Origin of the sequence: Bacillus sp. FSL H8-0547, assembly GCA_038002745.1 — a bacterium.
In the GTDB taxonomy this organism is placed as follows: Bacteria; Bacillota; Bacilli; order Bacillales; family Bacillaceae; genus Bacillus_P.
Window position 1 is genome coordinate 1,683,943 of record JBBODD010000001.1, and the last position, 23,956, is coordinate 1,707,898.

Sequence of the window (23,956 nt, forward strand, 5' to 3'; positions counted from 1 at the left end):
ATTGCTACCCTCCCAGTGTGATTTGCAGGGCTTCTGCGACGTTTTTGACACCCACTGCCTCTATGCCATTCGGAACTGTCCAACCGCCTATATTTGCCTCTGGAATGATCGCACGCCTGAACCCGAGCTTGGCTGCTTCCATGACGCGCTGCTCAATTCTCGAAACGCGCCTTACTTCGCCTGTAAGCCCTACTTCTCCAATAATAATATCTGTTGCTTTTGAAGGTGCATCCTTAAAGCTTGAAGCGATGCTTACGGCAACTGCAAGATCAATCGCAGGCTCATCAAGCTTTACTCCGCCGGCCACTTTTAAATAGGCATCCTGATTCTGCAGCAGCAGTCCGACTCTCTTTTCAAGCACAGCCATCAGAAGCGGCACCCGGTTATGGTCGATTCCTGTTGCCATTCTTCTCGGGTTGCCGAAGCTTGTCGGTGAAATCAGCGCCTGAATCTCAACAAGCACCGGTCTTGTCCCTTCCATGGAAGCTACAACGGTAGAGCCTGCTGCCCCTTTGGAACGTTCCTCAAGGAAGATCTCAGACGGATTCAGCACCTCTTCAAGCCCGCTTTCCTTCATTTCAAAAATACCCATCTCATTTGTGGACCCAAAACGGTTTTTCACTGCTCTTAGTATCCGGTACGTATGATGGCGCTCTCCTTCAAAATACAGGACAGTGTCAACCATGTGCTCAAGAATTCTCGGACCGGCAATTGACCCTTCCTTTGTTACATGTCCGACAATGAAGATGGCGATGCCTTTCGTTTTTGCAAGTCTCATAAGTTCTGCCGTACATTCCCGGACCTGTGAGACACTTCCAGGTGCTGAGGTAATGTCACTCTGAAACACCGTCTGAATGGAATCAACAATCACAAAAGCCGGATTTGTATCATCAATTGCCTTAGCGATATATTCCATATCGGTTTCAGCAAGTACAAGCAATTTATCAGATTTAACACCTAGGCGGTCAGCCCTCATTTTCGTCTGCTTGACCGACTCTTCTCCCGATATGTAAAGAACATCGTTTCCATTATCGGCAAGCTGTGAGGAAACCTGAAGCAAAAGCGTTGATTTTCCAATTCCGGGGTCTCCTCCTATCAGGACAAGGGAACCTTTTACAATCCCGCTGCCGAGAACACGGTTAAATTCTTTGAGGTTGGTTTTAATGCGCGGTTCCTGAGACGTTTCAATGTTTGTGATAGGTGAAGGTTTGTTTGCGGTCTGACCCGGAGCAGAGTGTGCAAAAGCCACTCTCCTGTTTGCCGTTCCTGTTTTTACAACTTCTTCTGTCATCGTATTCCATGCTCCGCAGCCCGGGCATTTCCCCATCCATTTTGGGGACTCATATCCGCACTCAAGGCACATGAATTTCGATTTTGTTTTAGCCATACATTCTGTCCTTCCTTACTAGATTACCTTTTTAAAAAGAGAATCGGTAGAATCAGTGTGTTTGCTCTAAGAAACGAAATCGAGGCATACGTGAAAAATGTATGCCTCATGATTGTTTCGCTTCTGATGATTATTTGATTTTCTCCGTTTCAGCTTCTGAAGAACTTTTTACAGTAAATTCTCCCTCTGTCACATCGAGAACAACTTTCTGGCCTTTTTCGATTGTGCCTTTAAGCAGCTCTTCAGACAGGCGGTCTTCAACATGCTTCTGGATCGCCCTTCTCAGCGGACGGGCACCGTACTCAGGATCAAATCCTTCATCGGCTATTTTCTCCTGTGCAGCATCTGTCAGTTCAAGCACAAGGTCCTGTTCGGCTAGACGCTTCATCAGCTGATCGGCCATAAGAGTAACAATCTCTTTAATGTGTTTCTTCTCAAGAGAGTGGAACACGATAATTTCATCTATACGGTTCAGGAACTCAGGTCTGAATGCTTTTTTCAGCTCATTCATAACCTTGCCCTTCATATCCTTGTAATCCTGCGCCTCATCCTGCACGTTGAAGCCAACGTACTTGTTGCGCTTCAGTTCGCTTGCGCCGACATTCGACGTCATGATTAGTATGGTATTTCTGAAATCGACCGTTCTTCCTTTAGAATCTGTTAATCGTCCGTCTTCAAGCACCTGAAGAAGAATGTTGAAAACATCAGGGTGAGCTTTTTCAATTTCATCGAGAAGAACAACAGAATACGGTTTTCTGCGTACTTTTTCAGTCAGCTGTCCGCCTTCTTCATACCCGACATATCCCGGAGGGGAACCAACAAGTCTTGATGTTGAGTGCTTCTCCATATACTCGGACATATCAATCCGGATCATGGCATCCTCATCGCCGAAGATGGATTCTGCAAGTGCTCTTGCAAGCTCTGTTTTACCTACGCCTGTAGGGCCGAGGAAAACAAATGAGCCAATCGGGCGCTTCGGATCTTTAAGCCCTGCTCTTGCGCGGCGCACCGCCTTCGCAACAGCCACAACGGCTTCATCCTGGCCAATGACGCGGTTATGAAGAATCTGCTCCATGTTCAGCAGCTTATCTGTTTCTGTCTGGGCAAGACGCGATACCGGAATTCCAGTCCAGCTCGCAACCACCATTGCGATATCATCCACTGTCACTTCGGAATTTTCCTGACCCTGTTTTTCTTTCCATGTTTTCTTCGTTTCCTCGAGCTGCTCGCGCAGACGCTGCTCTGTATCACGGAGAGAAGCCGCTTTTTCAAATTCCTGGCTTTGAACAGAGGCATCTTTTTCCTTGCGCACTTCCTCAAGCTTCATTTCAAGCTCTTTTAAGTTCGGAGGAGTTGTAAATGAACGGAGGCGAACCTTCGAACCGGCTTCATCAATTAAATCGATTGCTTTATCCGGAAGGAAACGGTCTGAGATATAGCGGTCTGAAAGCTTAACCGCTGCATCAATTGCCTCATCCGTGATGGATACTCTGTGATGAGCTTCATAACGGTCGCGAAGCCCTTTTAAAATCTGGATGCTTTCATCAGCTGTCGGCTCATCAACCTGAATCGGCTGGAAGCGGCGTTCGAGCGCTGCATCCTTTTCGATATATTTGCGGTATTCATCGAGCGTAGTGGCCCCGATGCACTGAAGTTCTCCACGTGCAAGCGACGGCTTAAGAATATTGGAAGCATCAATTGCCCCCTCAGCGCCTCCTGCACCGATCAGTGTATGAAGTTCGTCGATAAACAGGATAATGTTTCCTGCCTGGCGAATTTCATCCATCACCTTTTTCAGACGGTCTTCAAATTCACCGCGGTATTTCGTGCCGGCTACAACAGTTCCCATATCAAGTGTCATAACACGCTTGTCACGGAGGATCTCAGGTACTTCGTTGTTCACAATCTGCTGGGCAAGGCCTTCTGCGATTGCCGTTTTACCGACACCAGGCTCCCCGATTAAAACAGGATTGTTTTTCGTTCTGCGACTTAGGACTTCAATGACCCTTTGGATTTCTTTGCTTCGCCCAATGACAGGGTCAAGACTGCCTTCGCGTGCAATGGCCGTCAAATCGCGTGCCAGACTGTCCAGGGTCGGAGTATTGGCATTGTTCATCGAACCGCTCTGGTGGCCAGAGCCGGACTCATTGCTGCCAAGCAGCTGGAGGACTTGCTGGCGTGCTTTATTTAAGCTTACACCGAGGTTATTAAGCACCCGTGCAGCCACACCTTCTCCTTCGCGGATAAGACCTAAAAGAATATGCTCTGTGCCCACGTATGAATGGCCTAGCTTTCTAGCTTCATCCATGGAAAGCTCAATCACCTTTTTAGCTCGGGGAGTGTAGTGTATCGTCTGTGAAATTTCCTGTCCTCTGCCGATGAGGCTCTCCACTTCTTTTTGAATTTTATCTGATCCAAGGCCAAGAGCTGTCAGCGCTTTTGCAGCGATGCCCTCACCTTCTCTTACAAGACCGAGAAGAATATGCTCTGTGCCGATATTGTTATGTCCAAGACGGACAGCTTCCTCTTGTGCTAATGCAAGAACCTTCTGAGCGCGTTCAGTAAATCTTCCAAACATCATCCTTCATCATCCTCCATCCTTCTGACCATTTCAAGGTTTAGTCTTTCTCTGATTAATGAAGCTCTTCTTATGTCCCGTTCATCCGGGCGCAATGCTCCTCCGGAATACTGCTGGAGAAATCCCGGCTGAGTCAGGATCATCAGCTCATTTAAAATATTTCTGGAAATATCTTTGATGATATTTAAATCAATTCCCAGTCTCACATCTGATAAACATTTTGCTGCTTCTTTGGATTCAATGATCCTGCTGTATGTCAGCGTGCCCAGAGATCTGAACACACGGTCCTCAAGCGGCACCTGCGACGTTTTATATAAAGCTTCCCGTGCAGAGCGCTCTTTTTCAATCAGCTGGTGCACCACACTCAGCAGATCTTCTGCAATATCATCCTCAGACTTGCCGAGAGTAATCTGATTGGAAATCTGAAAGATGTTACCTAATGCTTCGCTGCCTTCCCCATAAATTCCTCTAACAACCAGACCTAATTGATTAATAGCCGGAATAATTCTGTTCATCTGCTGTGTGAGCACAAGAGCCGGCAAGTGCATCATCACCGATGCCCTCAGCCCTGTTCCCACATTTGTCGGGCAGCTGGTTAAGTATCCTCTTTGTTCATCAAACGCATAATCAACCGAACCTTCCATCCAGTCATCAAGCCTGCTCGCTGCTTTTAAAGCTTCTTTCAGCTGCAGACCGGGATACAGACACTGAATGCGAATATGATCCTCTTCATTCAGCATGATGCTGACCTCTTCATTCTCAGACAGCAAACATGCGCCGAACGAAGAATCCTCTGCTAAATTCGGACTGATTAAATGCTTCTCAACGAGCACCCTTTTCTGAATAGGCTGCAAATCATCCATGCGGAGCATTTCAAGCTTGCCGATCTCATCTACGCTCTTATCCGCAAACGTCTCTTCAAAAAGAGAGAGAATATCCTGCAGCTCTTCATTCGAAGCAAAAGTCGGAAACCTGTACTTCTCAATGTTTCTTGCCAGTCTGACACGGCTGCTGAGAACAATGTCTGAATCAGGCCCATCCTTGCTCATCCAGGCACTCATCGCCTGGTTAATAAACTGCTGAAGCGACATATCAGGATTCACCTCCTCTGGAACTTTTTAACGAAAGTTCAAGCGAACGGATCTCATCCCGGATTTCAGCAGCCTTTTCAAACTCTTCCTGCTGAATTTGCTCTTTTAGATTCTGTTTTAATAACTCTATTCGTTTGCGGATGTGAATGCTACCGCCAATTCGCTCTGGAATCTTTCCAGCATGCACCGTATTGCCGCTGTGGACTCTTCTCAGAATCGGGTTAATTTGATCTTTAAACGTCCGGTAGCACTCGGAACATCCGAACCGTCCCACTTTTGTAAACTGCTGAAACGTCATCTCGCAGCCGGGACACTGCAGAACTTCATTTTTTTTAAAAACATCCTGCTTTGACGCGGAAACGGATGAATCCATGTTCAAAAGGCCTGCCAGCAGGTTATTAATAGAAAATCCTTTGCTGCTGTCAATGAATATGGAACTGTTGTTCTGAGCACATTTATCACAAATATGAACCTCAGTTTTTTCGCCGTTCACAACCTTCGTAAAATGAAATGTTGCCGGTCTCTCATTGCATTCCTGGCATATCAAGTCTGTCACCTGCTCTCATCGGTATTTCAAGGAAGTCAGCATGGCCTTTATCATTCTTGCCCGCAATTCATCCCTGTGCGGCAGTTCAATATATAAAACGGACCTGTCAATCACACTCAGCATGATTTTTGCTTCCCGTTCTGAAATGACATCTTCACTTACAAGCCTTAATATGAGATCTTCAGCAGATGACTGCGAGATCCGCCTGTCAATAATGCCCATGATCTGATCAATTAGATGCGCAGCATCATTCGACTTTACCTTTATAATCCGAATGTAGCCGCCGCCTCCCCTTTTGCTCTCTACGATATATCCTCTTTCAATCGTAAAACGGGTATTGATGACATAATTGATTTGTGAGGGCACACACTGAAACTTATCCGCAATTTCGCTTCTTTTGATTTCGACGATCTCCTTGCCGCTTGTCGTAAGCACCTGCTTCAAATACTGTTCAATGACATCCGAGATGTTCCGCACTCCGCCTCCCCCTAACTTGACTTTGACTATATTTGACTTTAACACTAATATAAAACGAACGTACCATTTTTTCAACTCATAACTGCTCATCTATCTATTTCCATTATTAACGGCAGTGAAACGTTTTTAAACAGAATTTGCCGTATTATTTTAAATGGGAAGAGTAATGAAAGGAAGGTGGAGGAAGGATAATACTTTATGTATACGTCATCAATCGGTAATAATGAGCTGTTTTTCTGACCGGGATCCATTAAACGCAGCTTTTCTGCATAAGAATAAAAGTGCATGCGGCAAGGCATGATTGGATTGGTGCATAAGAGTTCGGCGGGAAATGCTATGGTATCCAGGTGCATGCTTGCCCTGTGAGATTGTTTTTCGGTTTTGGAGGGTATGTGATCGGGGCTTTTGCTTACCCTCTGATATCGTTTTACGGTTTTACAGGGTACGGTTCGGCTGTTTGCTTACCCTCCGAAATCGTTTTACGGTTTTAAAGGGTACGATTCGAGTGTTTGCTTACCCTCTGATATCCTTTTACGGTTTTACAGGGTACGATTCGAGTGTTTGCTTACCCTCTAATATCGTTTTACAGTTTTACAGGGTACGATTCGAGACTTTGCTTACCCTCTGATATCGTTTTACAGTTTTAGAGGGTACGATTTGAGCGTTTGCTTACCCTCTGATGTCGTTTTACGGTTTAGCAGGGTACGATTCAGGTGATTGATTACCATCACTCATTATTTCTGGCGCAAATACCCTTGCCCAGGTTAAATTCACGTATATCATATTCTTTTCCGAACAACAAAAAAGAACAGCATCTCTGCTGTCCTTTTTTCTGCGTGCCTGGCAACGTCCTACTCTCACAGGGGGAAACCCCCAACTACCATCGGCGCTAAAGAGCTTAACTTCCGTGTTCGGCATGGGAACGGGTGTGACCTCTTTGCCATCATCACCAGACAATATGCATTTTGTTGAAAGAGTTATTCTTTCAAAACTGAGTAACGTTTGATAACAAGATTCACGTGCAATTTACGCTTAGTTAGACTGTGGTTAAGTCCTCGAACGATTAGTATCTGTCAGCTCCACACGTCACCGCGCTTCCACCTCAGACCTATCAACCTGATCATCTTTCAGGGTTCTTACTCACAAATGTGATGGGAAATCTCATCTTGAGGGGGGCTTCATGCTTAGATGCTTTCAGCACTTATCCCTTCCGCACATAGCTACCCAGCGATGCCTTTGGCAAGACAACTGGTACACCAGCGGTGCGTCCATCCCGGTCCTCTCGTACTAAGGACAGCTCCTCTCAAATTTCCTGCGCCCACGACGGATAGGGACCGAACTGTCTCACGACGTTCTGAACCCAGCTCGCGTACCGCTTTAATGGGCGAACAGCCCAACCCTTGGGACCGACTACAGCCCCAGGATGCGATGAGCCGACATCGAGGTGCCAAACCTCCCCGTCGATGTGGACTCTTGGGGGAGATAAGCCTGTTATCCCCGGGGTAGCTTTTATCCGTTGAGCGATGGCCCTTCCATGCGGAACCACCGGATCACTAAGCCCGACTTTCGTCCCTGCTCGACTTGTAGGTCTCGCAGTCAAGCTCCCTTGTGCCTTTACACTCTGCGAATGATTTCCAACCATTCTGAGGGAACCTTTGGGCGCCTCCGTTACATTTTAGGAGGCGACCGCCCCAGTCAAACTGCCCGCCTGACACTGTCTCCCAGCCCGGTAAGGGCTGCGGGTTAGAATTTCAATACAGCAAGGGTAGTATCCCACCAATGCCTCCACCGAAGCTGGCGCTCCGGCTTCCAAGGCTCCTACCTATCCTGTACAAGCTGTACCAAAATTCAATATCAGGCTGCAGTAAAGCTCCACGGGGTCTTTCCGTCCTGTCGCGGGTAACCTGCATCTTCACAGGTACTATAATTTCACCGAGTCTCTCGTTGAGACAGTGCCCAGATCGTTACGCCTTTCGTGCGGGTCGGAACTTACCCGACAAGGAATTTCGCTACCTTAGGACCGTTATAGTTACGGCCGCCGTTTACTGGGGCTTCGGTTCAAAGCTTCGCTTGCGCTAACCTCTCCCCTTAACCTTCCAGCACCGGGCAGGCGTCAGCCCCTATACTTCGCCTTGCGGCTTCGCAGAGACCTGTGTTTTTGCTAAACAGTCGCCTGGGCCTATTCACTGCGGCTTTTCAGGGCTATTCACCCTAAAAAGCACCCCTTCTCCCGAAGTTACGGGGTCATTTTGCCGAGTTCCTTAACGAGAGTTCTCTCGCTCACCTTAGGATTCTCTCCTCGCCTACCTGTGTCGGTTTGCGGTACGGGCACCTCTCACCTCGCTAGAGGCTTTTCTTGGCAGTGTGGAATCAGGAACTTCGGTACTAAATTTCCCTCGCCATCACAGCTCAGCCTTATATGGGAAGCGGATTTGCCTACTTCCCGGCCTAACTGCTTGGACGCGCATATCCAACAGCGCGCTTGCCCTATCCTCCTGCGTCCCCCCATTGCTCAAATGGTGAGGAGGTGGTACAGGAATATCAACCTGTTGTCCATCGCCTACGCCTTTCGGCCTCGGCTTAGGTCCCGACTAACCCTGAGCGGACGAGCCTTCCTCAGGAAACCTTAGGCATTCGGTGGAGGGGATTCTCACCCCTCTTTCGCTACTCATACCGGCATTCTCACTTCTAAGCGCTCCACCAGTCCTTCCGGTCTGGCTTCGACGCCCTTAGAACGCTCTCCTACCACTGTTCGTAAGAACAGTCCGCAGCTTCGGTGATACGTTTAGCCCCGGTACATTTTCGGCGCAGAGTCACTCGACCAGTGAGCTATTACGCACTCTTTAAATGGTGGCTGCTTCTAAGCCAACATCCTGGTTGTCTAAGCAACTCCACATCCTTTTCCACTTAACGTATACTTTGGGACCTTAGCTGGCGGTCTGGGCTGTTTCCCTCTTGACTACGGATCTTATCACTCGCAGTCTGACTCCCGAGGAGCAAGTCTTTGGCATTCGGAGTTTGACTGAATTCGGTAACCCGATGAGGGCCCCTAGTCCAATCAGTGCTCTACCTCCAAGACTCTCATACTCGAGGCTAGCCCTAAAGCTATTTCGGAGAGAACCAGCTATCTCCAAGTTCGATTGGAATTTCTCCGCTACCCACACCTCATCCCCGCACTTTTCAACGTGCGTGGGTTCGGGCCTCCATTCAGTGTTACCTGAACTTCACCCTGGACATGGGTAGATCACCTGGTTTCGGGTCTACGACCACGTACTAATTCGCCCTATTCAGACTCGCTTTCGCTGCGGCTCCGTCTCATCAACTTAACCTTGCACGGGATCGTAACTCGCCGGTTCATTCTACAAAAGGCACGCCATCACCCGTTAACGGGCTCTGACTACTTGTAAGCACACGGTTTCAGGATCTTTTCACTCCCCTTCCGGGGTGCTTTTCACCTTTCCCTCACGGTACTGGTTCACTATCGGTCACTAGGTAGTATTTAGCCTTGGGAGATGGTCCTCCCGGATTCCGACGGGATTTCACGTGTCCCGCCGTACTCAGGATCCACTCTGGAGGGAACGAAGTTTCGACTACAGGGTTTTTACCTTCTATGACAGGCCTTTCCAGGCCGCTTCATCTACCCCGTTCCTTTGTAACTCCGTATAGAGTGTCCTACAACCCCAAGAGGCAAGCCTCTTGGTTTGGGCTGATTCCGTTTCGCTCGCCGCTACTTGGGAAATCGCATTTGCTTTCTCTTCCTCCGGGTACTTAGATGTTTCAGTTCCCCGGGTCTGCCTTCAGTACCCTATGTATTCAGGTAAAGATACTGTTCCATTACGAACAGTGGGTTTCCCCATTCGGAAATCTCTGGATCAAAGCTTACTTACAGCTCCCCAAAGCATATCGGTGTTAGTCCCGTCCTTCATCGGCTCCTAGTGCCAAGGCATCCACCGTGCGCCCTTCATAACTTAACCAAAATTGGTCAATCGTTTGTTTAGACTGTAAAGTCTAAGAAAAATCACTATGGTAAGCGTAAATCTCAGTGAATTACTTGTTATCAATTACGTTATCCAGTTTTCAAAGAACAACCGGCAGATCATGAATGATTGCCTTCTTTCATATAGAGAGAATGATCTCTCAAAACTAAACAAAAACCAAAAGCGACCTCATATCCTTAGAAAGGAGGTGATCCAGCCGCACCTTCCGATACGGCTACCTTGTTACGACTTCACCCCAATCATCTACCCCACCTTAGGCGGCTGGCTCCTTGCGGTTACCCCACCGACTTCGGGTGTTGCAAACTCTCGTGGTGTGACGGGCGGTGTGTACAAGGCCCGGGAACGTATTCACCGCGGCATGCTGATCCGCGATTACTAGCGATTCCAGCTTCATGCAGGCGAGTTGCAGCCTGCAATCCGAACTGAGAATGGTTTTATGGGATTGGCTAAACCTCGCGGTCTCGCAGCCCTTTGTACCATCCATTGTAGCACGTGTGTAGCCCAGGTCATAAGGGGCATGATGATTTGACGTCATCCCCACCTTCCTCCGGTTTGTCACCGGCAGTCACCTTAGAGTGCCCAACTGAATGCTGGCAACTAAGATCAAGGGTTGCGCTCGTTGCGGGACTTAACCCAACATCTCACGACACGAGCTGACGACAACCATGCACCACCTGTCACTTTGTCCCCCGAAGGGGAACCTTCTATCTCTAGAAGTGGCAAAGGATGTCAAGACCTGGTAAGGTTCTTCGCGTTGCTTCGAATTAAACCACATGCTCCACCGCTTGTGCGGGCCCCCGTCAATTCCTTTGAGTTTCAGTCTTGCGACCGTACTCCCCAGGCGGAGTGCTTAATGCGTTAGCTGCAGCACTAAAGGGCGGAAACCCTCTAACACTTAGCACTCATCGTTTACGGCGTGGACTACCAGGGTATCTAATCCTGTTCGCTCCCCACGCTTTCGCGCCTCAGCGTCAGTTACAGACCAGAGAGTCGCCTTCGCCACTGGTGTTCCTCCACATCTCTACGCATTTCACCGCTACACGTGGAATTCCACTCTCCTCTTCTGCACTCAAGTTTCCCAGTTTCCAATGACCCTCCCCGGTTGAGCCGGGGGCTTTCACATCAGACTTAAGAAACCGCCTGCGCGCGCTTTACGCCCAATAATTCCGGACAACGCTTGCCACCTACGTATTACCGCGGCTGCTGGCACGTAGTTAGCCGTGGCTTTCTGGTCAGGTACCGTCAAGGCACCGGCAGTTACTCCGGCACTTGTTCTTCCCTGACAACAGAGTTTTACGATCCGAAAACCTTCATCACTCACGCGGCGTTGCTCCGTCAGACTTTCGTCCATTGCGGAAGATTCCCTACTGCTGCCTCCCGTAGGAGTCTGGGCCGTGTCTCAGTCCCAGTGTGGCCGATCACCCTCTCAGGTCGGCTACGCATCGTTGCCTTGGTGAGCCATTACCTCACCAACTAGCTAATGCGCCGCGGGCCCATCTGTAAGTGACAGCCGAAACCGTCTTTGAATGTCAAACCATGCGGTTTGACATAGTATCCGGTATTAGCTCCGGTTTCCCGGAGTTATCCCAGTCTTACAGGCAGGTTGCCCACGTGTTACTCACCCGTCCGCCGCTGACCTCCGAAGAGGTCCGCTCGACTTGCATGTATTAGGCACGCCGCCAGCGTTCGTCCTGAGCCAGGATCAAACTCTCCGAAGAAAATTTGTGACTCATAAATGTTGCTGACTTAAAAAATTTAAAACGTTTGGTACGCTTTTGGTTTTGTTTAGTTTTCAAAGATCATTTGCTGCCCAGTTGAGCAACTTTTAAATCATACCATCGCTGACTGGTTAAGTCAACAACTTTTTTAAATTAATTGGTGGAGCCTAGCGGGATCGAACCGCTGACCTCCTGCGTGCAAGGCAGGCGCTCTCCCAGCTGAGCTAAGGCCCCGAATAAAAAAATGAAAATGGTCGGGAAGACAGGATTCGAACCTGCGACCCCTTGGTCCCAAACCAAGTGCTCTACCAAGCTGAGCTACTTCCCGTAATATGGCGCGCCCGATAGGAGTCGAACCCATAACCTTTTGATCCGTAGTCAAACGCTCTATCCAATTGAGCTACGGGCGCATATAAAAATGTGTGTGGTGCCGAGGACCGGAATCGAACCGGTACGGTAGTCACCTACCGCAGGATTTTAAGTCCTGTGCGTCTGCCAGTTCCGCCACCCCGGCTTATTCAAAGAGCGGAAGACGGGATTCGAACCCGCGACCCCCACCTTGGCAAGGTGGTGTTCTACCACTGAACTACTTCCGCAATATCATGCGGGTGAAGGGACTCGAACCCCCACGTCAAAGACACTAGATCCTAAGTCTAGCGCGTCTGCCAATTCCGCCACACCCGCATATTAAGGAAAAATGGTGTGCCATGAAGGACTCGAACCTTCGACCCTCTGATTAAAAGTCAGATGCTCTACCGACTGAGCTAATGGCACATATATAAGAAACCTAGTGGTGCCGGCGAGAGGACTTGAACCCCCAACCTACTGATTACAAGTCAGTTGCTCTACCAATTGAGCTACACCGGCATTTATAAAAAGTATGTCCAAAAATCATATGGTGGAGGATGACGGGCTCGAACCGCCGACCCTCTGCTTGTAAGGCAGATGCTCTCCCAGCTGAGCTAATCCTCCATACAGCACTTGCGTGCTCTTATAAACATACAGCCTGGCAACGTCCTACTCTCACAGGGGGAAACCCCCAACTACCATCGGCGCTAAAGAGCTTAACTTCCGTGTTCGGCATGGGAACGGGTGTGACCTCTTTGCCATCATCACCAGACAATATGCATTTTGTTGAAAGAGTTATTCTTTCAAAACTGAGTAACGTTTGATAACAAGATTCACGTGCAATTTACGCTTAGTTAGACTGTGGTTAAGTCCTCGAACGATTAGTATCTGTCAGCTCCACACGTCACCGCGCTTCCACCTCAGACCTATCAACCTGATCATCTTTCAGGGTTCTTACTCACAAATGTGATGGGAAATCTCATCTTGAGGGGGGCTTCATGCTTAGATGCTTTCAGCACTTATCCCTTCCGCACATAGCTACCCAGCGATGCCTTTGGCAAGACAACTGGTACACCAGCGGTGCGTCCATCCCGGTCCTCTCGTACTAAGGACAGCTCCTCTCAAATTTCCTGCGCCCACGACGGATAGGGACCGAACTGTCTCACGACGTTCTGAACCCAGCTCGCGTACCGCTTTAATGGGCGAACAGCCCAACCCTTGGGACCGACTACAGCCCCAGGATGCGATGAGCCGACATCGAGGTGCCAAACCTCCCCGTCGATGTGGACTCTTGGGGGAGATAAGCCTGTTATCCCCGGGGTAGCTTTTATCCGTTGAGCGATGGCCCTTCCATGCGGAACCACCGGATCACTAAGCCCGACTTTCGTCCCTGCTCGACTTGTAGGTCTCGCAGTCAAGCTCCCTTGTGCCTTTACACTCTGCGAATGATTTCCAACCATTCTGAGGGAACCTTTGGGCGCCTCCGTTACATTTTAGGAGGCGACCGCCCCAGTCAAACTGCCCGCCTGACACTGTCTCCCAGCCCGGTAAGGGCTGCGGGTTAGAATTTCAATACAGCAAGGGTAGTATCCCACCAATGCCTCCACCGAAGCTGGCGCTCCGGCTTCCAAGGCTCCTACCTATCCTGTACAAGCTGTACCAAAATTCAATATCAGGCTGCAGTAAAGCTCCACGGGGTCTTTCCGTCCTGTCGCGGGTAACCTGCATCTTCACAGGTACTATAATTTCACCGAGTCTCTCGTTGAGACAGTGCCCAGATCGTTACGCCTTTCGTGCGGGTCGGAACTTACCCGACAAGGAATTTCGCTACCTTAGGACCGTTATAGTTACGGCCGCCGTTTACTGGGGCTTCGGTTCAAAGCTTCGCTTGCGCTAACCTCTCCCCTTAACCTTCCAGCACCGGGCAGGCGTCAGCCCCTATACTTCGCCTTGCGGCTTCGCAGAGACCTGTGTTTTTGCTAAACAGTCGCCTGGGCCTATTCACTGCGGCTTTTCAGGGCTATTCACCCTAAAAAGCACCCCTTCTCCCGAAGTTACGGGGTCATTTTGCCGAGTTCCTTAACGAGAGTTCTCTCGCTCACCTTAGGATTCTCTCCTCGCCTACCTGTGTCGGTTTGCGGTACGGGCACCTCTCACCTCGCTAGAGGCTTTTCTTGGCAGTGTGGAATCAGGAACTTCGGTACTAAATTTCCCTCGCCATCACAGCTCAGCCTTATATGGGAAGCGGATTTGCCTACTTCCCGGCCTAACTGCTTGGACGCGCATATCCAACAGCGCGCTTGCCCTATCCTCCTGCGTCCCCCCATTGCTCAAATGGTGAGGAGGTGGTACAGGAATATCAACCTGTTGTCCATCGCCTACGCCTTTCGGCCTCGGCTTAGGTCCCGACTAACCCTGAGCGGACGAGCCTTCCTCAGGAAACCTTAGGCATTCGGTGGAGGGGATTCTCACCCCTCTTTCGCTACTCATACCGGCATTCTCACTTCTAAGCGCTCCACCAGTCCTTCCGGTCTGGCTTCGACGCCCTTAGAACGCTCTCCTACCACTGTTCGTAAGAACAGTCCGCAGCTTCGGTGATACGTTTAGCCCCGGTACATTTTCGGCGCAGAGTCACTCGACCAGTGAGCTATTACGCACTCTTTAAATGGTGGCTGCTTCTAAGCCAACATCCTGGTTGTCTAAGCAACTCCACATCCTTTTCCACTTAACGTATACTTTGGGACCTTAGCTGGCGGTCTGGGCTGTTTCCCTCTTGACTACGGATCTTATCACTCGCAGTCTGACTCCCGAGGAGCAAGTCTTTGGCATTCGGAGTTTGACTGAATTCGGTAACCCGATGAGGGCCCCTAGTCCAATCAGTGCTCTACCTCCAAGACTCTCATACTCGAGGCTAGCCCTAAAGCTATTTCGGAGAGAACCAGCTATCTCCAAGTTCGATTGGAATTTCTCCGCTACCCACACCTCATCCCCGCACTTTTCAACGTGCGTGGGTTCGGGCCTCCATTCAGTGTTACCTGAACTTCACCCTGGACATGGGTAGATCACCTGGTTTCGGGTCTACGACCACGTACTAATTCGCCCTATTCAGACTCGCTTTCGCTGCGGCTCCGTCTCATCAACTTAACCTTGCACGGGATCGTAACTCGCCGGTTCATTCTACAAAAGGCACGCCATCACCCGTTAACGGGCTCTGACTACTTGTAAGCACACGGTTTCAGGATCTTTTCACTCCCCTTCCGGGGTGCTTTTCACCTTTCCCTCACGGTACTGGTTCACTATCGGTCACTAGGTAGTATTTAGCCTTGGGAGATGGTCCTCCCGGATTCCGACGGGATTTCACGTGTCCCGCCGTACTCAGGATCCACTCTGGAGGGAACGAAGTTTCGACTACAGGGTTTTTACCTTCTATGACAGGCCTTTCCAGGCCGCTTCATCTACCCCGTTCCTTTGTAACTCCGTATAGAGTGTCCTACAACCCCAAGAGGCAAGCCTCTTGGTTTGGGCTGATTCCGTTTCGCTCGCCGCTACTTGGGAAATCGCATTTGCTTTCTCTTCCTCCGGGTACTTAGATGTTTCAGTTCCCCGGGTCTGCCTTCAGTACCCTATGTATTCAGGTAAAGATACTGTTCCATTACGAACAGTGGGTTTCCCCATTCGGAAATCTCTGGATCAAAGCTTACTTACAGCTCCCCAAAGCATATCGGTGTTAGTCCCGTCCTTCATCGGCTCCTAGTGCCAAGGCATCCACCGTGCGCCCTTCATAACTTAACCAAAATTGGTCAATCGTTTGTTTAGACTGTAAAGTCTAAGAAAAATCACTATGGTAAGCGTAAATCTCAGTGAATTACTTGTTATCAATTACGTTATCCAGTTTTCAAAGAACAACCGGCAGATCATCAATGATTGCCTTCTTTCATATAGAGAGAATGATCTCTCAAAACTAAACAAAAACCAAAAGCGACCTCATATCCTTAGAAAGGAGGTGATCCAGCCGCACCTTCCGATACGGCTACCTTGTTACGACTTCACCCCAATCATCTACCCCACCTTAGGCGGCTGGCTCCTTGCGGTTACCCCACCGACTTCGGGTGTTGCAAACTCTCGTGGTGTGACGGGCGGTGTGTACAAGGCCCGGGAACGTATTCACCGCGGCATGCTGATCCGCGATTACTAGCGATTCCAGCTTCATGCAGGCGAGTTGCAGCCTGCAATCCGAACTGAGAATGGTTTTATGGGATTGGCTAAACCTCGCGGTCTCGCAGCCCTTTGTACCATCCATTGTAGCACGTGTGTAGCCCAGGTCATAAGGGGCATGATGATTTGACGTCATCCCCACCTTCCTCCGGTTTGTCACCGGCAGTCACCTTAGAGTGCCCAACTGAATGCTGGCAACTAAGATCAAGGGTTGCGCTCGTTGCGGGACTTAACCCAACATCTCACGACACGAGCTGACGACAACCATGCACCACCTGTCACTTTGTCCCCCGAAGGGGAACCTTCTATCTCTAGAAGTGGCAAAGGATGTCAAGACCTGGTAAGGTTCTTCGCGTTGCTTCGAATTAAACCACATGCTCCACCGCTTGTGCGGGCCCCCGTCAATTCCTTTGAGTTTCAGTCTTGCGACCGTACTCCCCAGGCGGAGTGCTTAATGCGTTAGCTGCAGCACTAAAGGGCGGAAACCCTCTAACACTTAGCACTCATCGTTTACGGCGTGGACTACCAGGGTATCTAATCCTGTTCGCTCCCCACGCTTTCGCGCCTCAGCGTCAGTTACAGACCAGAGAGTCGCCTTCGCCACTGGTGTTCCTCCACATCTCTACGCATTTCACCGCTACACGTGGAATTCCACTCTCCTCTTCTGCACTCAAGTTTCCCAGTTTCCAATGACCCTCCCCGGTTGAGCCGGGGGCTTTCACATCAGACTTAAGAAACCGCCTGCGCGCGCTTTACGCCCAATAATTCCGGACAACGCTTGCCACCTACGTATTACCGCGGCTGCTGGCACGTAGTTAGCCGTGGCTTTCTGGTCAGGTACCGTCAAGGCACCGGCAGTTACTCCGGCACTTGTTCTTCCCTGACAACAGAGTTTTACGATCCGAAAACCTTCATCACTCACGCGGCGTTGCTCCGTCAGACTTTCGTCCATTGCGGAAGATTCCCTACTGCTGCCTCCCGTAGGAGTCTGGGCCGTGTCTCAGTCCCAGTGTGGCCGATCACCCTCTCAGGTCGGCTACGCATCGTTGCCTTGGTGAGCCATTACCTCACCAACTAGCTAATGCGCCGCGGGCCCATCTGTAAGTGACAGCCGAAACCGTCTTTGAATGTCAAACCATGCGGTTTGACATAGTATCCGGTATTAGCTCCGGTTTCCCGGAGTTATCCCAGTCTTACAGGCAGGTTGCCCACGTGTTACTCACCCGTCCGCCGCTGACCTCCGAAGAGGTCCGCTCGACTTGCATGTATTAGGCACGCCGCCAGCGTTCGTCCTGAGCCAGGATCAAACTCTCCGAAGAAAATTTGTGACTCATAAATGTTGCTGACTTAAAAAATTTAAAACGTTTGGTACGCTTTTGGTTTTGTTTAGTTTTCAAAGATCATTTGCTCCAAGAGCAGCTTTATAATAATATCAAATCTCAATTACTAAGTCAAGCACTCTTTTCACTTTTTTATTTTTCGCCGTCGCCGTTTTTTGCGGCAACGTTTAATAATATATCACCGCAGACACTATTAAGCAAGGCTTTTTTTATAAAAAATAAAAATAAAAAACCTCCGCCGAAATAGCGGAGGTTTTTATGTGTATTTAACGATGTCTCATATGCGGGAAGAGAAGGACGTCCCTGATAGAAGCCGAGTTTGTCAGAAGCATCACTACACGGTCAATTCCAATGCCAAGACCGCCTGTTGGAGGCATTCCATACTCCAGCGCTTCAATAAAGTCTTCATCCATCATGTGCGCTTCGTCATTTCCTTGTTCTCTTTCCTGAAGCTGTGCTTCAAAGCGTTCTTTTTGATCAATAGGATCATTCAGCTCAGTAAAAGCATTTGCATGCTCACGGGCAACAATGAACAATTCAAATCTGTCTGTAAAACGAGGGTCTTCATCGTTCTTCTTGGCAAGTGGCGAAATCTCAACCGGATGGCCATAGATAAATGTAGGCTCAATCAGGTGCTCTTCTACTTTTTGCTCGAAGAATTCATTGATGATGTGGCCGACAGTCATGTTTTTGTTGATTTCCACGTCATGCTCAGCTGCATGCGCTCTGGCGTCTTCCACTGACATTTCAGCCCAGAAATCCACGCCGGTGCGCTCTTTGATTGCATCAACCATATGAAGTCTCTTCCACTCCGGCTGAAGATCGATTTCATGTTCACCGTACGTAATTTTTGTAGAGCCTGTCACTTCTTTAGCAATATGGGCAATCAGGTTCTCTGTCAATGACATGATATCTTTGTAGTCTGCATATGCCTCATAAAGTTCGATCATTGTGAACTCAGGATTATGACGGGTAGAGATTCCTTCGTTTCTGTATACACGGCCAATCTCATATACTTTTTCAAGGCCGCCCACTATTAGTCTCTTAAGGTGAAGCTCAATTGCAATCCGCATGTAGAGCTGCATATCAAGAGCATTGTGGTGTGTCACGAACGGACGGGCTGAAGCTCCGCCTGCAATGGTGTGCATCGTTGGCGTCTCAACTTCAAGGTAGCCGTTTTGGTCAAGGTAGCGGCGCATGGATTGAATGATTTTGCTGCGTGCAATGAACGTGCTTTTGCTTTCATCATTCATGATGAGGTCGAGATAACGCTGGCGGTAGCGCTGTTCAATGTCTTTTAAGCCATGGAATTTATCAGGAAGCGGACGAAGAGACTTCGTTAAAAGCTCGAAGCTTGTAGCCTTGATGGAAAGCTCGCCGACTTTCGTTTTAAACATAACACCTGTAACGCCGACAATGTCCCCAAGATCAGCTGTGTTGAACAATTCGTACTGCTCATCACCGACTGCATCCTTGCGCACATAAATTTGAATTTGACCTTCAATGTCCTTAATATGGGCAAATCCGGCTTTTCCTTTACCGCGCTTTGTCATGATTCTTCCTGCCAGTGTGACAGAAATGGCTCTTTCCTCAAGGTCTTCTTTTGAAATTTCGCCGTATTCACGGACGAGCTGCGATGTGTATCCTGTACGCTCAAAGCGTTTTCCGAACGGATCGAGACCCTTCTCACGCAGTGCGCTCAGCTTTTCCCGTCTTACTTTCAGCTGGTCATTTAATTCTTCATGGGTTAATTCTTCATTACTCAAAAAAATCAGCTCCTGTCCTCTATAAGGCTTGTTAGTCAATTATACCGGCGAATGCAGAAAAACTGCCAGTTCAAACTGGCAGTGTGCAATCGCTGCGGGGAAAGGCAGTTCATCCTGCCTGTATGCTGCTTTGTTCTTTCGCTTCTGCCTGCAATGTAAATTCATCAAGCAGATTCACAAGCTCGTCTCTTGTTTCAGTCGTATTTACGGCATTTCTTACAATGGCGTGCCCTCTGATTCCCTTCAAGTACCATGCAGCATGCTTCCTCATTTCTCTGACAGCCGTTTTTTCGCCTTTAAGGGCAACCAGACGGTCGAGATGAAGTTTGCATACATCCATTTTTTCGCGTACTGAAGGTTCGCCGATCAGTTCACCTGTTTCGAGATAGTGAACCGTACGGTAAATCATCCAGGGGTTTCCCAGTGCGGCACGGCCGATCATCACGCCGTCAACACCTGTTTCATCAAGCATTCTCTGGGCATCCTGAGGTGTTTCCACATCCCCGTTCCCAATGACCGGAATGCCGACAGATTCTTTTACTTCTTTAATGATAGCCCAATCCGCCGTTCCTTCATACATCTGAACTCTTGTACGCCCATGAACAGCTACTGCGCTGCCTCCGGCTTTTTCTACAGCCTGCGCATTCTTGACAGCAAAGATGTGCTGGTCGTCCCATCCAATGCGCATTTTCACGGTAACCGGTTTATCTACTGCATCTGTAACGGCAGAAACCATGTCATAGATTTTATCCGGATCAAGCAGCCATTTAGCCCCGGCATCACATTTTGTGATTTTCGGAACAGGACAGCCCATATTGATATCAATGATATCGGCTGTAGTGTTTTTATCGACAAACTTGGCAGCTTCTACAAGTGTTTCTTTTTCTCCTCCGAAGATCTGGAGGCTGAGAGGCTTTTCCCGCTCATCAATGTAGAGCATGTCCATCGTTCTTGCGTTGTTGAAAAGGATGGCTTTATCACTGACCATTTCAGCGCAGACAAGTCCCGCTCCGAATTCCTTCACCGTCAGGCGGAATGCCGAATTGCAGACTCCGGCCATAGGTGCAAGGACAACGCGGTTTTTCAATTGGATATCGCCGATTTTAAACATCGGGTTACCTCCTTTCAGAGCCTTACTCTCTCGGTGAAAGCTCTTCTATCGTGACGTTCAGCGCGGCCGCTACTTCTTCAATAAGCTGATCATTCGGAAGCCTGTTCCCGCGTTCAACCTCACCTAAAACAGACACAGATATGCCAAGGTCTTTTGCAAACCCTTCCTGGGTATATCCTTTTAATTTTCGAAAAGCCCGAATACGTCTTCCCCATTTTTCTGCTGCTTCCATATTCGTACCCCTTCTTTGTCCGGTAGTTGATCGATTATGACTGAAAGCGGCTGACTGCTTGCTTGTATATGAATATTCTGGTCTATCTCATATAACGGGATTAATACGAACGAACGCTCTAACATCCTAGGGTGTGGAATAATTAGTTGCTCTGTTTCAATATTTTCGTGATTATAGAGTAAAATGTCAAGGTCCAAAGTCCGGGGACCCCACCTGATATCCCTTTTTCTTCCGAGACTCTGTTCAATCCCCTGCATGACAGACAGCAGCTCAAACGCTGTCAGATCTGTGCGGACGGAGAGCACCATATTTAAAAATGCATCCTGATTCTCATAACCCACTGGATCTGTTTCATAGATAGAGGAAATTTCCTCCACCTCAATAGAAGAATGTTCATTCAAGCTCAGGATCGCATCTTTTAAATAGCGCTCTCTGTCTCCGATGTTGCTGCCAAGCGCAAGAAAGGCTCTGTTCATGAGCGTCCTCTCCTGATCTCCACGGCCACATAGTCGTAATGGCCGGGTATCGGCGGGTCCGGCTTGTAAAGTTTTACTGTGCAGAAGCTTACCTGCTGAAATTCTTCAAGAACCTCTGCCGCAATGTTCTCGGCGACAGCTTCTACAAGCTTGAACGGCTTTCCTTCAGCAACACCTTTGCAAATTTTATAAAGCGAAGCATAATTGACCGTGTGCTGCAGATCATCTGTCTGCCCTGCCTGCTTTAAATCAAGCTCAATGGTCAGGTCAGCCCGAAAACGCTGGCCAAGCTTCGTCTCTTCAGGAAAAACACCATGATACCCGTAAAACTCCATCCCGTTCACAAAAATTTTATCCAAGCTCAGCCGCTCCTTTTCCAATCATGGCATCCATCATTTTTGCCATTCTTGCAATTCCTTTCACATCATGCACCCTCACAATGCTGCATCCTTTTTCGATTCCGAGGCACACTGTAGCCCCTGTACCCTCCATTCTATCAGAAGGCGGGAGATCGAGTATGCGGCCGATGAAGGATTTTCTTGATGTTCCGAGCAGGACCGGATACCCCAATTGACAAAAAGTCTCCAGATTTCTCATGACCTCAAGATTATCCTCCATCGTCTTCGCAAACCCGATGCCCGGGTCAAGGATAATTTTGCTGTCCTTAACACCTGCGCGTTTGGCGATTGAGACACTTTCATTCAAATCTGAGATCATGTCCGGAATCAGCGCGGTGTAATTCCGTTCCGGCCGGTTATGCATGAGGATAATCGGCACATCGTATTTGGCAGCAACAGCAGCCATTTCAGGATCTGCTTTTGCCCCCCATACATCGTTTAGAATCGTTGCTCCGGCAAGAACAGCCTCCTCTGCCACTTCTGCTTTGTATGTGTCAATGGAGATTGGAACACTGATTTCTTTAGAAAGTTCTTTTATAATTGGAACAACTCTCCGGATTTCTTCTTCAGCAGGGACAAAATCCGCGCCGGGGCGTGTAGACTCTCCCCCGACATCAATGATATCCGCTCCGTCTGCAATCATTTCCTTCGCGTGGGCTAGCGCCGTTTCTATGCGGTTAAACCTGCCTCCATCTGAAAAAGAGTCAGGCGTCAGATTTAAAATCCCCATAATCAATGTCTTTTCATAAGGATTTAATCGGTACGGACCGCAGATCAGATCCTTTTTATCATCAGCTAAAATGGTGTCCATTTATCATCAATCCTTTACAGCTCTTCTCTGCTTTTCAGCATTCTGCTTTGCTTATAGATCCTTTTTAGTGTTTGCGTTACAGCGCCATTCTTTCCCGAAAAAACGCTAGAGCCAATTTCTTTCAGCGGAATGATTTCCTGAACAGAGTTTACGGCAAATACTTCATCAGCCTGGAGCAGCTCCTCTGCTGTAAACCTGCCTTCCACCCACCTCATTCCCTCTTTTTCCAGACAGCGGATGACGAACTGCCGGGTGATACCGTTCAAGATCCCTGTATCTAAAGAAGGTGTATACACACACTCATCCTTTACCCAGAAGAGATTTGAGACAATCCCTTCTGCCACAAACCCTTCTTTCGTAAGAAAAATCCCCTCGATTGAAGGATCATTTCCTGCTTCTCGCTTCGCCAGAACATTGTTCAGATAATGATGGGACTTGATCCGTTCTTTCCCCTCAGGCGTATTTCTCGGAACAGACAGAAGAAGCCCTCGTTTTTCAAGGTCAGCCGGCAATTCAGGCAGTTTTCTCATAAACATCATGACAGTAGGTTCGCGATATTCCAGGGCACCGAACATCAGTCCGCCGTCTCCCGCTGATACGTTGAGGCGCACCGACACATCCTCATCCTGCAGATCGTTAAGCAGAAGCAGATGCTGAATGATCTCTTCTATATTCAGGCTGGATTCATCCAGCTGAATATTCAGCTCTCCCATGGCTTTTTTCAGCCTACTCATGTGATCATTAAGCAAAAACGGATGCCCCTTATAGACTCTGAACGTTTCAAACACCCCGAGACCATAAAGATACCCGTGGTCAAAGGGAGAGATCCTGGCATCCTTTGCCGGAATGAATTCGGAGTTCAAGTAAATATACATCAGACCTTTTCAGCAGGCCGGTGCGTTTGAATAAAATTGCCGAGCAGGTTCTTCCCAAAGGATGTCATGATTGACTCAGGGTGGAACTGCACACCTTCAACCGGAAGTGTTTTATGGCGGATCGCCATGATTTCGCCTTCTTCTGTCCATGCTGTGATATCAAAGCAGTCAGGCAAGGTTTCTTTTTTCACAATCAGTGAATGATAGCGGGTAGCTGTGAATGGATTCTCAATATCCTTAAAGATCGTTTTGCCGTCGTGGTGCATTTCGGATGTTTTCCCGTGCATCAGGCGTTCTGCGCGGACAACATCTCCCCCGAAAACCTGCGCAATGGATTGATGTCCAAGACAAACTCCGAAAATCGGAATTTTCCCCGCAAAGCGCTCAATGGCAGCCATGCTGATTCCAGCTTCATTCGGACTGCATGGACCAGGGGATATCATAAGAAAATCAGGAGCCATCTCTTCAATTTCATCGAGCGTGATCTCATCGTTCCTGCGAACGATAAGCTCCTCTCCAAGCTCTCCTAAATACTGCACCAGGTTAAACGTAAACGAATCATAGTTATCAATCATTAAAATCATTCTC

Annotated in this window: 13 protein-coding genes, 9 tRNA genes and 6 rRNA genes; all 28 read right to left on the bottom strand. The window is 48.7% G+C overall.

The window, feature by feature from the left end; translation table 11 throughout:
- Positions 1 to 4: 4 nt before the first annotated feature.
- The gene (gene radA, locus MHB63_08350) at positions 5 to 1,387 is read right to left on the bottom strand and encodes a DNA repair protein RadA (GenBank protein MEK3806562.1); all 1,383 of its coding nucleotides are present in this window, start codon (positions 1,385 to 1,387) and stop codon (positions 5 to 7) included.
- Between the two features lie 130 nt (positions 1,388 to 1,517).
- The gene (clpC, locus tag MHB63_08355; GenBank protein ID MEK3806563.1) at positions 1,518 to 3,968 is read right to left on the bottom strand and encodes an ATP-dependent protease ATP-binding subunit ClpC; all 2,451 of its coding nucleotides are present in this window, start codon (positions 3,966 to 3,968) and stop codon (positions 1,518 to 1,520) included.
- Positions 3,965 to 5,056 (bottom strand): protein arginine kinase, encoded by a 1,092-nt coding sequence (locus tag MHB63_08360; protein MEK3806564.1) that lies wholly within the window; start codon positions 5,054 to 5,056, stop codon positions 3,965 to 3,967. Before MHB63_08360 ends, clpC begins: the two co-directional genes overlap by 4 nt.
- Position 5,057: 1 nt before the next feature.
- Complete coding sequence (locus MHB63_08365; GenBank protein MEK3806565.1) at positions 5,058 to 5,603, bottom strand: UvrB/UvrC motif-containing protein; 546 nt, start codon at positions 5,601 to 5,603, stop codon at positions 5,058 to 5,060.
- Between the two features lie 15 nt (positions 5,604 to 5,618).
- Positions 5,619 to 6,080: a CtsR family transcriptional regulator gene (locus MHB63_08370; protein ID MEK3806566.1), complete on the bottom strand. Its 462-nt coding sequence runs from the start codon at positions 6,078 to 6,080 to the stop codon at positions 5,619 to 5,621.
- Between the two features lie 838 nt (positions 6,081 to 6,918).
- Positions 6,919 to 7,034, bottom strand: a 5S ribosomal RNA gene (rrf, locus tag MHB63_08375).
- Between the two features lie 89 nt (positions 7,035 to 7,123).
- A 23S ribosomal RNA gene (locus MHB63_08380) occupies positions 7,124 to 10,054 on the bottom strand.
- A gap of 204 nt (positions 10,055 to 10,258) precedes the next feature.
- Positions 10,259 to 11,796 (bottom strand): 16S ribosomal RNA (locus MHB63_08385).
- Between the two features lie 158 nt (positions 11,797 to 11,954).
- Positions 11,955 to 12,030, bottom strand: a tRNA-Ala gene (locus tag MHB63_08390).
- Positions 12,031 to 12,047: 17 nt separating this feature from the next.
- Positions 12,048 to 12,124: transfer RNA gene (locus tag MHB63_08395), tRNA-Pro, on the bottom strand.
- Between the two features lie 5 nt (positions 12,125 to 12,129).
- Positions 12,130 to 12,206 (bottom strand) — tRNA-Arg (locus MHB63_08400).
- A 15-nt stretch (positions 12,207 to 12,221) separates the two neighbouring features.
- Positions 12,222 to 12,310 (bottom strand) — tRNA-Leu (locus tag MHB63_08405).
- Positions 12,311 to 12,320: 10 nt separating this feature from the next.
- Positions 12,321 to 12,392: transfer RNA gene (locus MHB63_08410), tRNA-Gly, on the bottom strand.
- A 7-nt stretch (positions 12,393 to 12,399) separates the two neighbouring features.
- Positions 12,400 to 12,480, bottom strand: a tRNA-Leu gene (locus MHB63_08415).
- A gap of 14 nt (positions 12,481 to 12,494) precedes the next feature.
- Positions 12,495 to 12,570: transfer RNA gene (locus MHB63_08420), tRNA-Lys, on the bottom strand.
- A gap of 17 nt (positions 12,571 to 12,587) precedes the next feature.
- Positions 12,588 to 12,663, bottom strand: a tRNA-Thr gene (locus MHB63_08425).
- Positions 12,664 to 12,692: 29 nt separating this feature from the next.
- Positions 12,693 to 12,768 (bottom strand) — tRNA-Val (locus tag MHB63_08430).
- Positions 12,769 to 12,800: 32 nt separating this feature from the next.
- Positions 12,801 to 12,916 (bottom strand): 5S ribosomal RNA (gene rrf / locus MHB63_08435).
- An 89-nt stretch (positions 12,917 to 13,005) separates the two neighbouring features.
- A 23S ribosomal RNA gene (locus tag MHB63_08440) occupies positions 13,006 to 15,936 on the bottom strand.
- Between the two features lie 204 nt (positions 15,937 to 16,140).
- Positions 16,141 to 17,678 (bottom strand): 16S ribosomal RNA (locus MHB63_08445).
- Together the 16S, 23S and 5S rRNA genes with 9 tRNA genes alongside form the textbook arrangement of a ribosomal RNA operon.
- Before the next feature lie 287 nt (positions 17,679 to 17,965).
- On the bottom strand, positions 17,966 to 19,465 hold the full coding sequence (gene lysS, locus MHB63_08450) for a lysine--tRNA ligase (GenBank protein ID MEK3806567.1): 1,500 nt from the start codon (positions 19,463 to 19,465) through the stop codon (positions 17,966 to 17,968).
- Positions 19,466 to 19,574: 109 nt separating this feature from the next.
- Positions 19,575 to 20,576, bottom strand: a complete 1,002-nt coding sequence (gene dusB, locus MHB63_08455; GenBank protein MEK3806568.1) for a tRNA dihydrouridine synthase DusB — start codon at positions 20,574 to 20,576, stop codon at positions 19,575 to 19,577.
- A 22-nt stretch (positions 20,577 to 20,598) separates the two neighbouring features.
- Positions 20,599 to 20,808, bottom strand: a complete 210-nt coding sequence (locus MHB63_08460) for a helix-turn-helix transcriptional regulator (protein ID MEK3806569.1) — start codon at positions 20,806 to 20,808, stop codon at positions 20,599 to 20,601.
- A complete protein-coding gene (gene folK / locus MHB63_08465) occupies positions 20,757 to 21,284 on the bottom strand; it encodes a 2-amino-4-hydroxy-6-hydroxymethyldihydropteridine diphosphokinase (GenBank protein MEK3806570.1) in 528 nt (175 codons plus the stop codon). The genes MHB63_08460 and folK overlap by 52 nt, the downstream gene beginning before the upstream one ends.
- Positions 21,281 to 21,643: a dihydroneopterin aldolase gene (gene folB / locus MHB63_08470; protein ID MEK3806571.1), complete on the bottom strand. Its 363-nt coding sequence runs from the start codon at positions 21,641 to 21,643 to the stop codon at positions 21,281 to 21,283. Before folB ends, folK begins: the two co-directional genes overlap by 4 nt.
- Positions 21,636 to 22,493 (bottom strand): dihydropteroate synthase, encoded by an 858-nt coding sequence (folP, locus tag MHB63_08475; GenBank protein MEK3806572.1) that lies wholly within the window; start codon positions 22,491 to 22,493, stop codon positions 21,636 to 21,638. Before folP ends, folB begins: the two co-directional genes overlap by 8 nt.
- 14 nt (positions 22,494 to 22,507) lie before the next feature.
- Positions 22,508 to 23,368 (bottom strand): aminodeoxychorismate lyase, encoded by an 861-nt coding sequence (pabC, locus tag MHB63_08480; GenBank protein MEK3806573.1) that lies wholly within the window; start codon positions 23,366 to 23,368, stop codon positions 22,508 to 22,510.
- Positions 23,368 to 23,952: an aminodeoxychorismate/anthranilate synthase component II gene (pabA, locus tag MHB63_08485; protein ID MEK3806574.1), complete on the bottom strand. Its 585-nt coding sequence runs from the start codon at positions 23,950 to 23,952 to the stop codon at positions 23,368 to 23,370. The genes pabC and pabA overlap by 1 nt, the downstream gene beginning before the upstream one ends.
- Positions 23,953 to 23,956 lie beyond the last annotated feature (4 nt).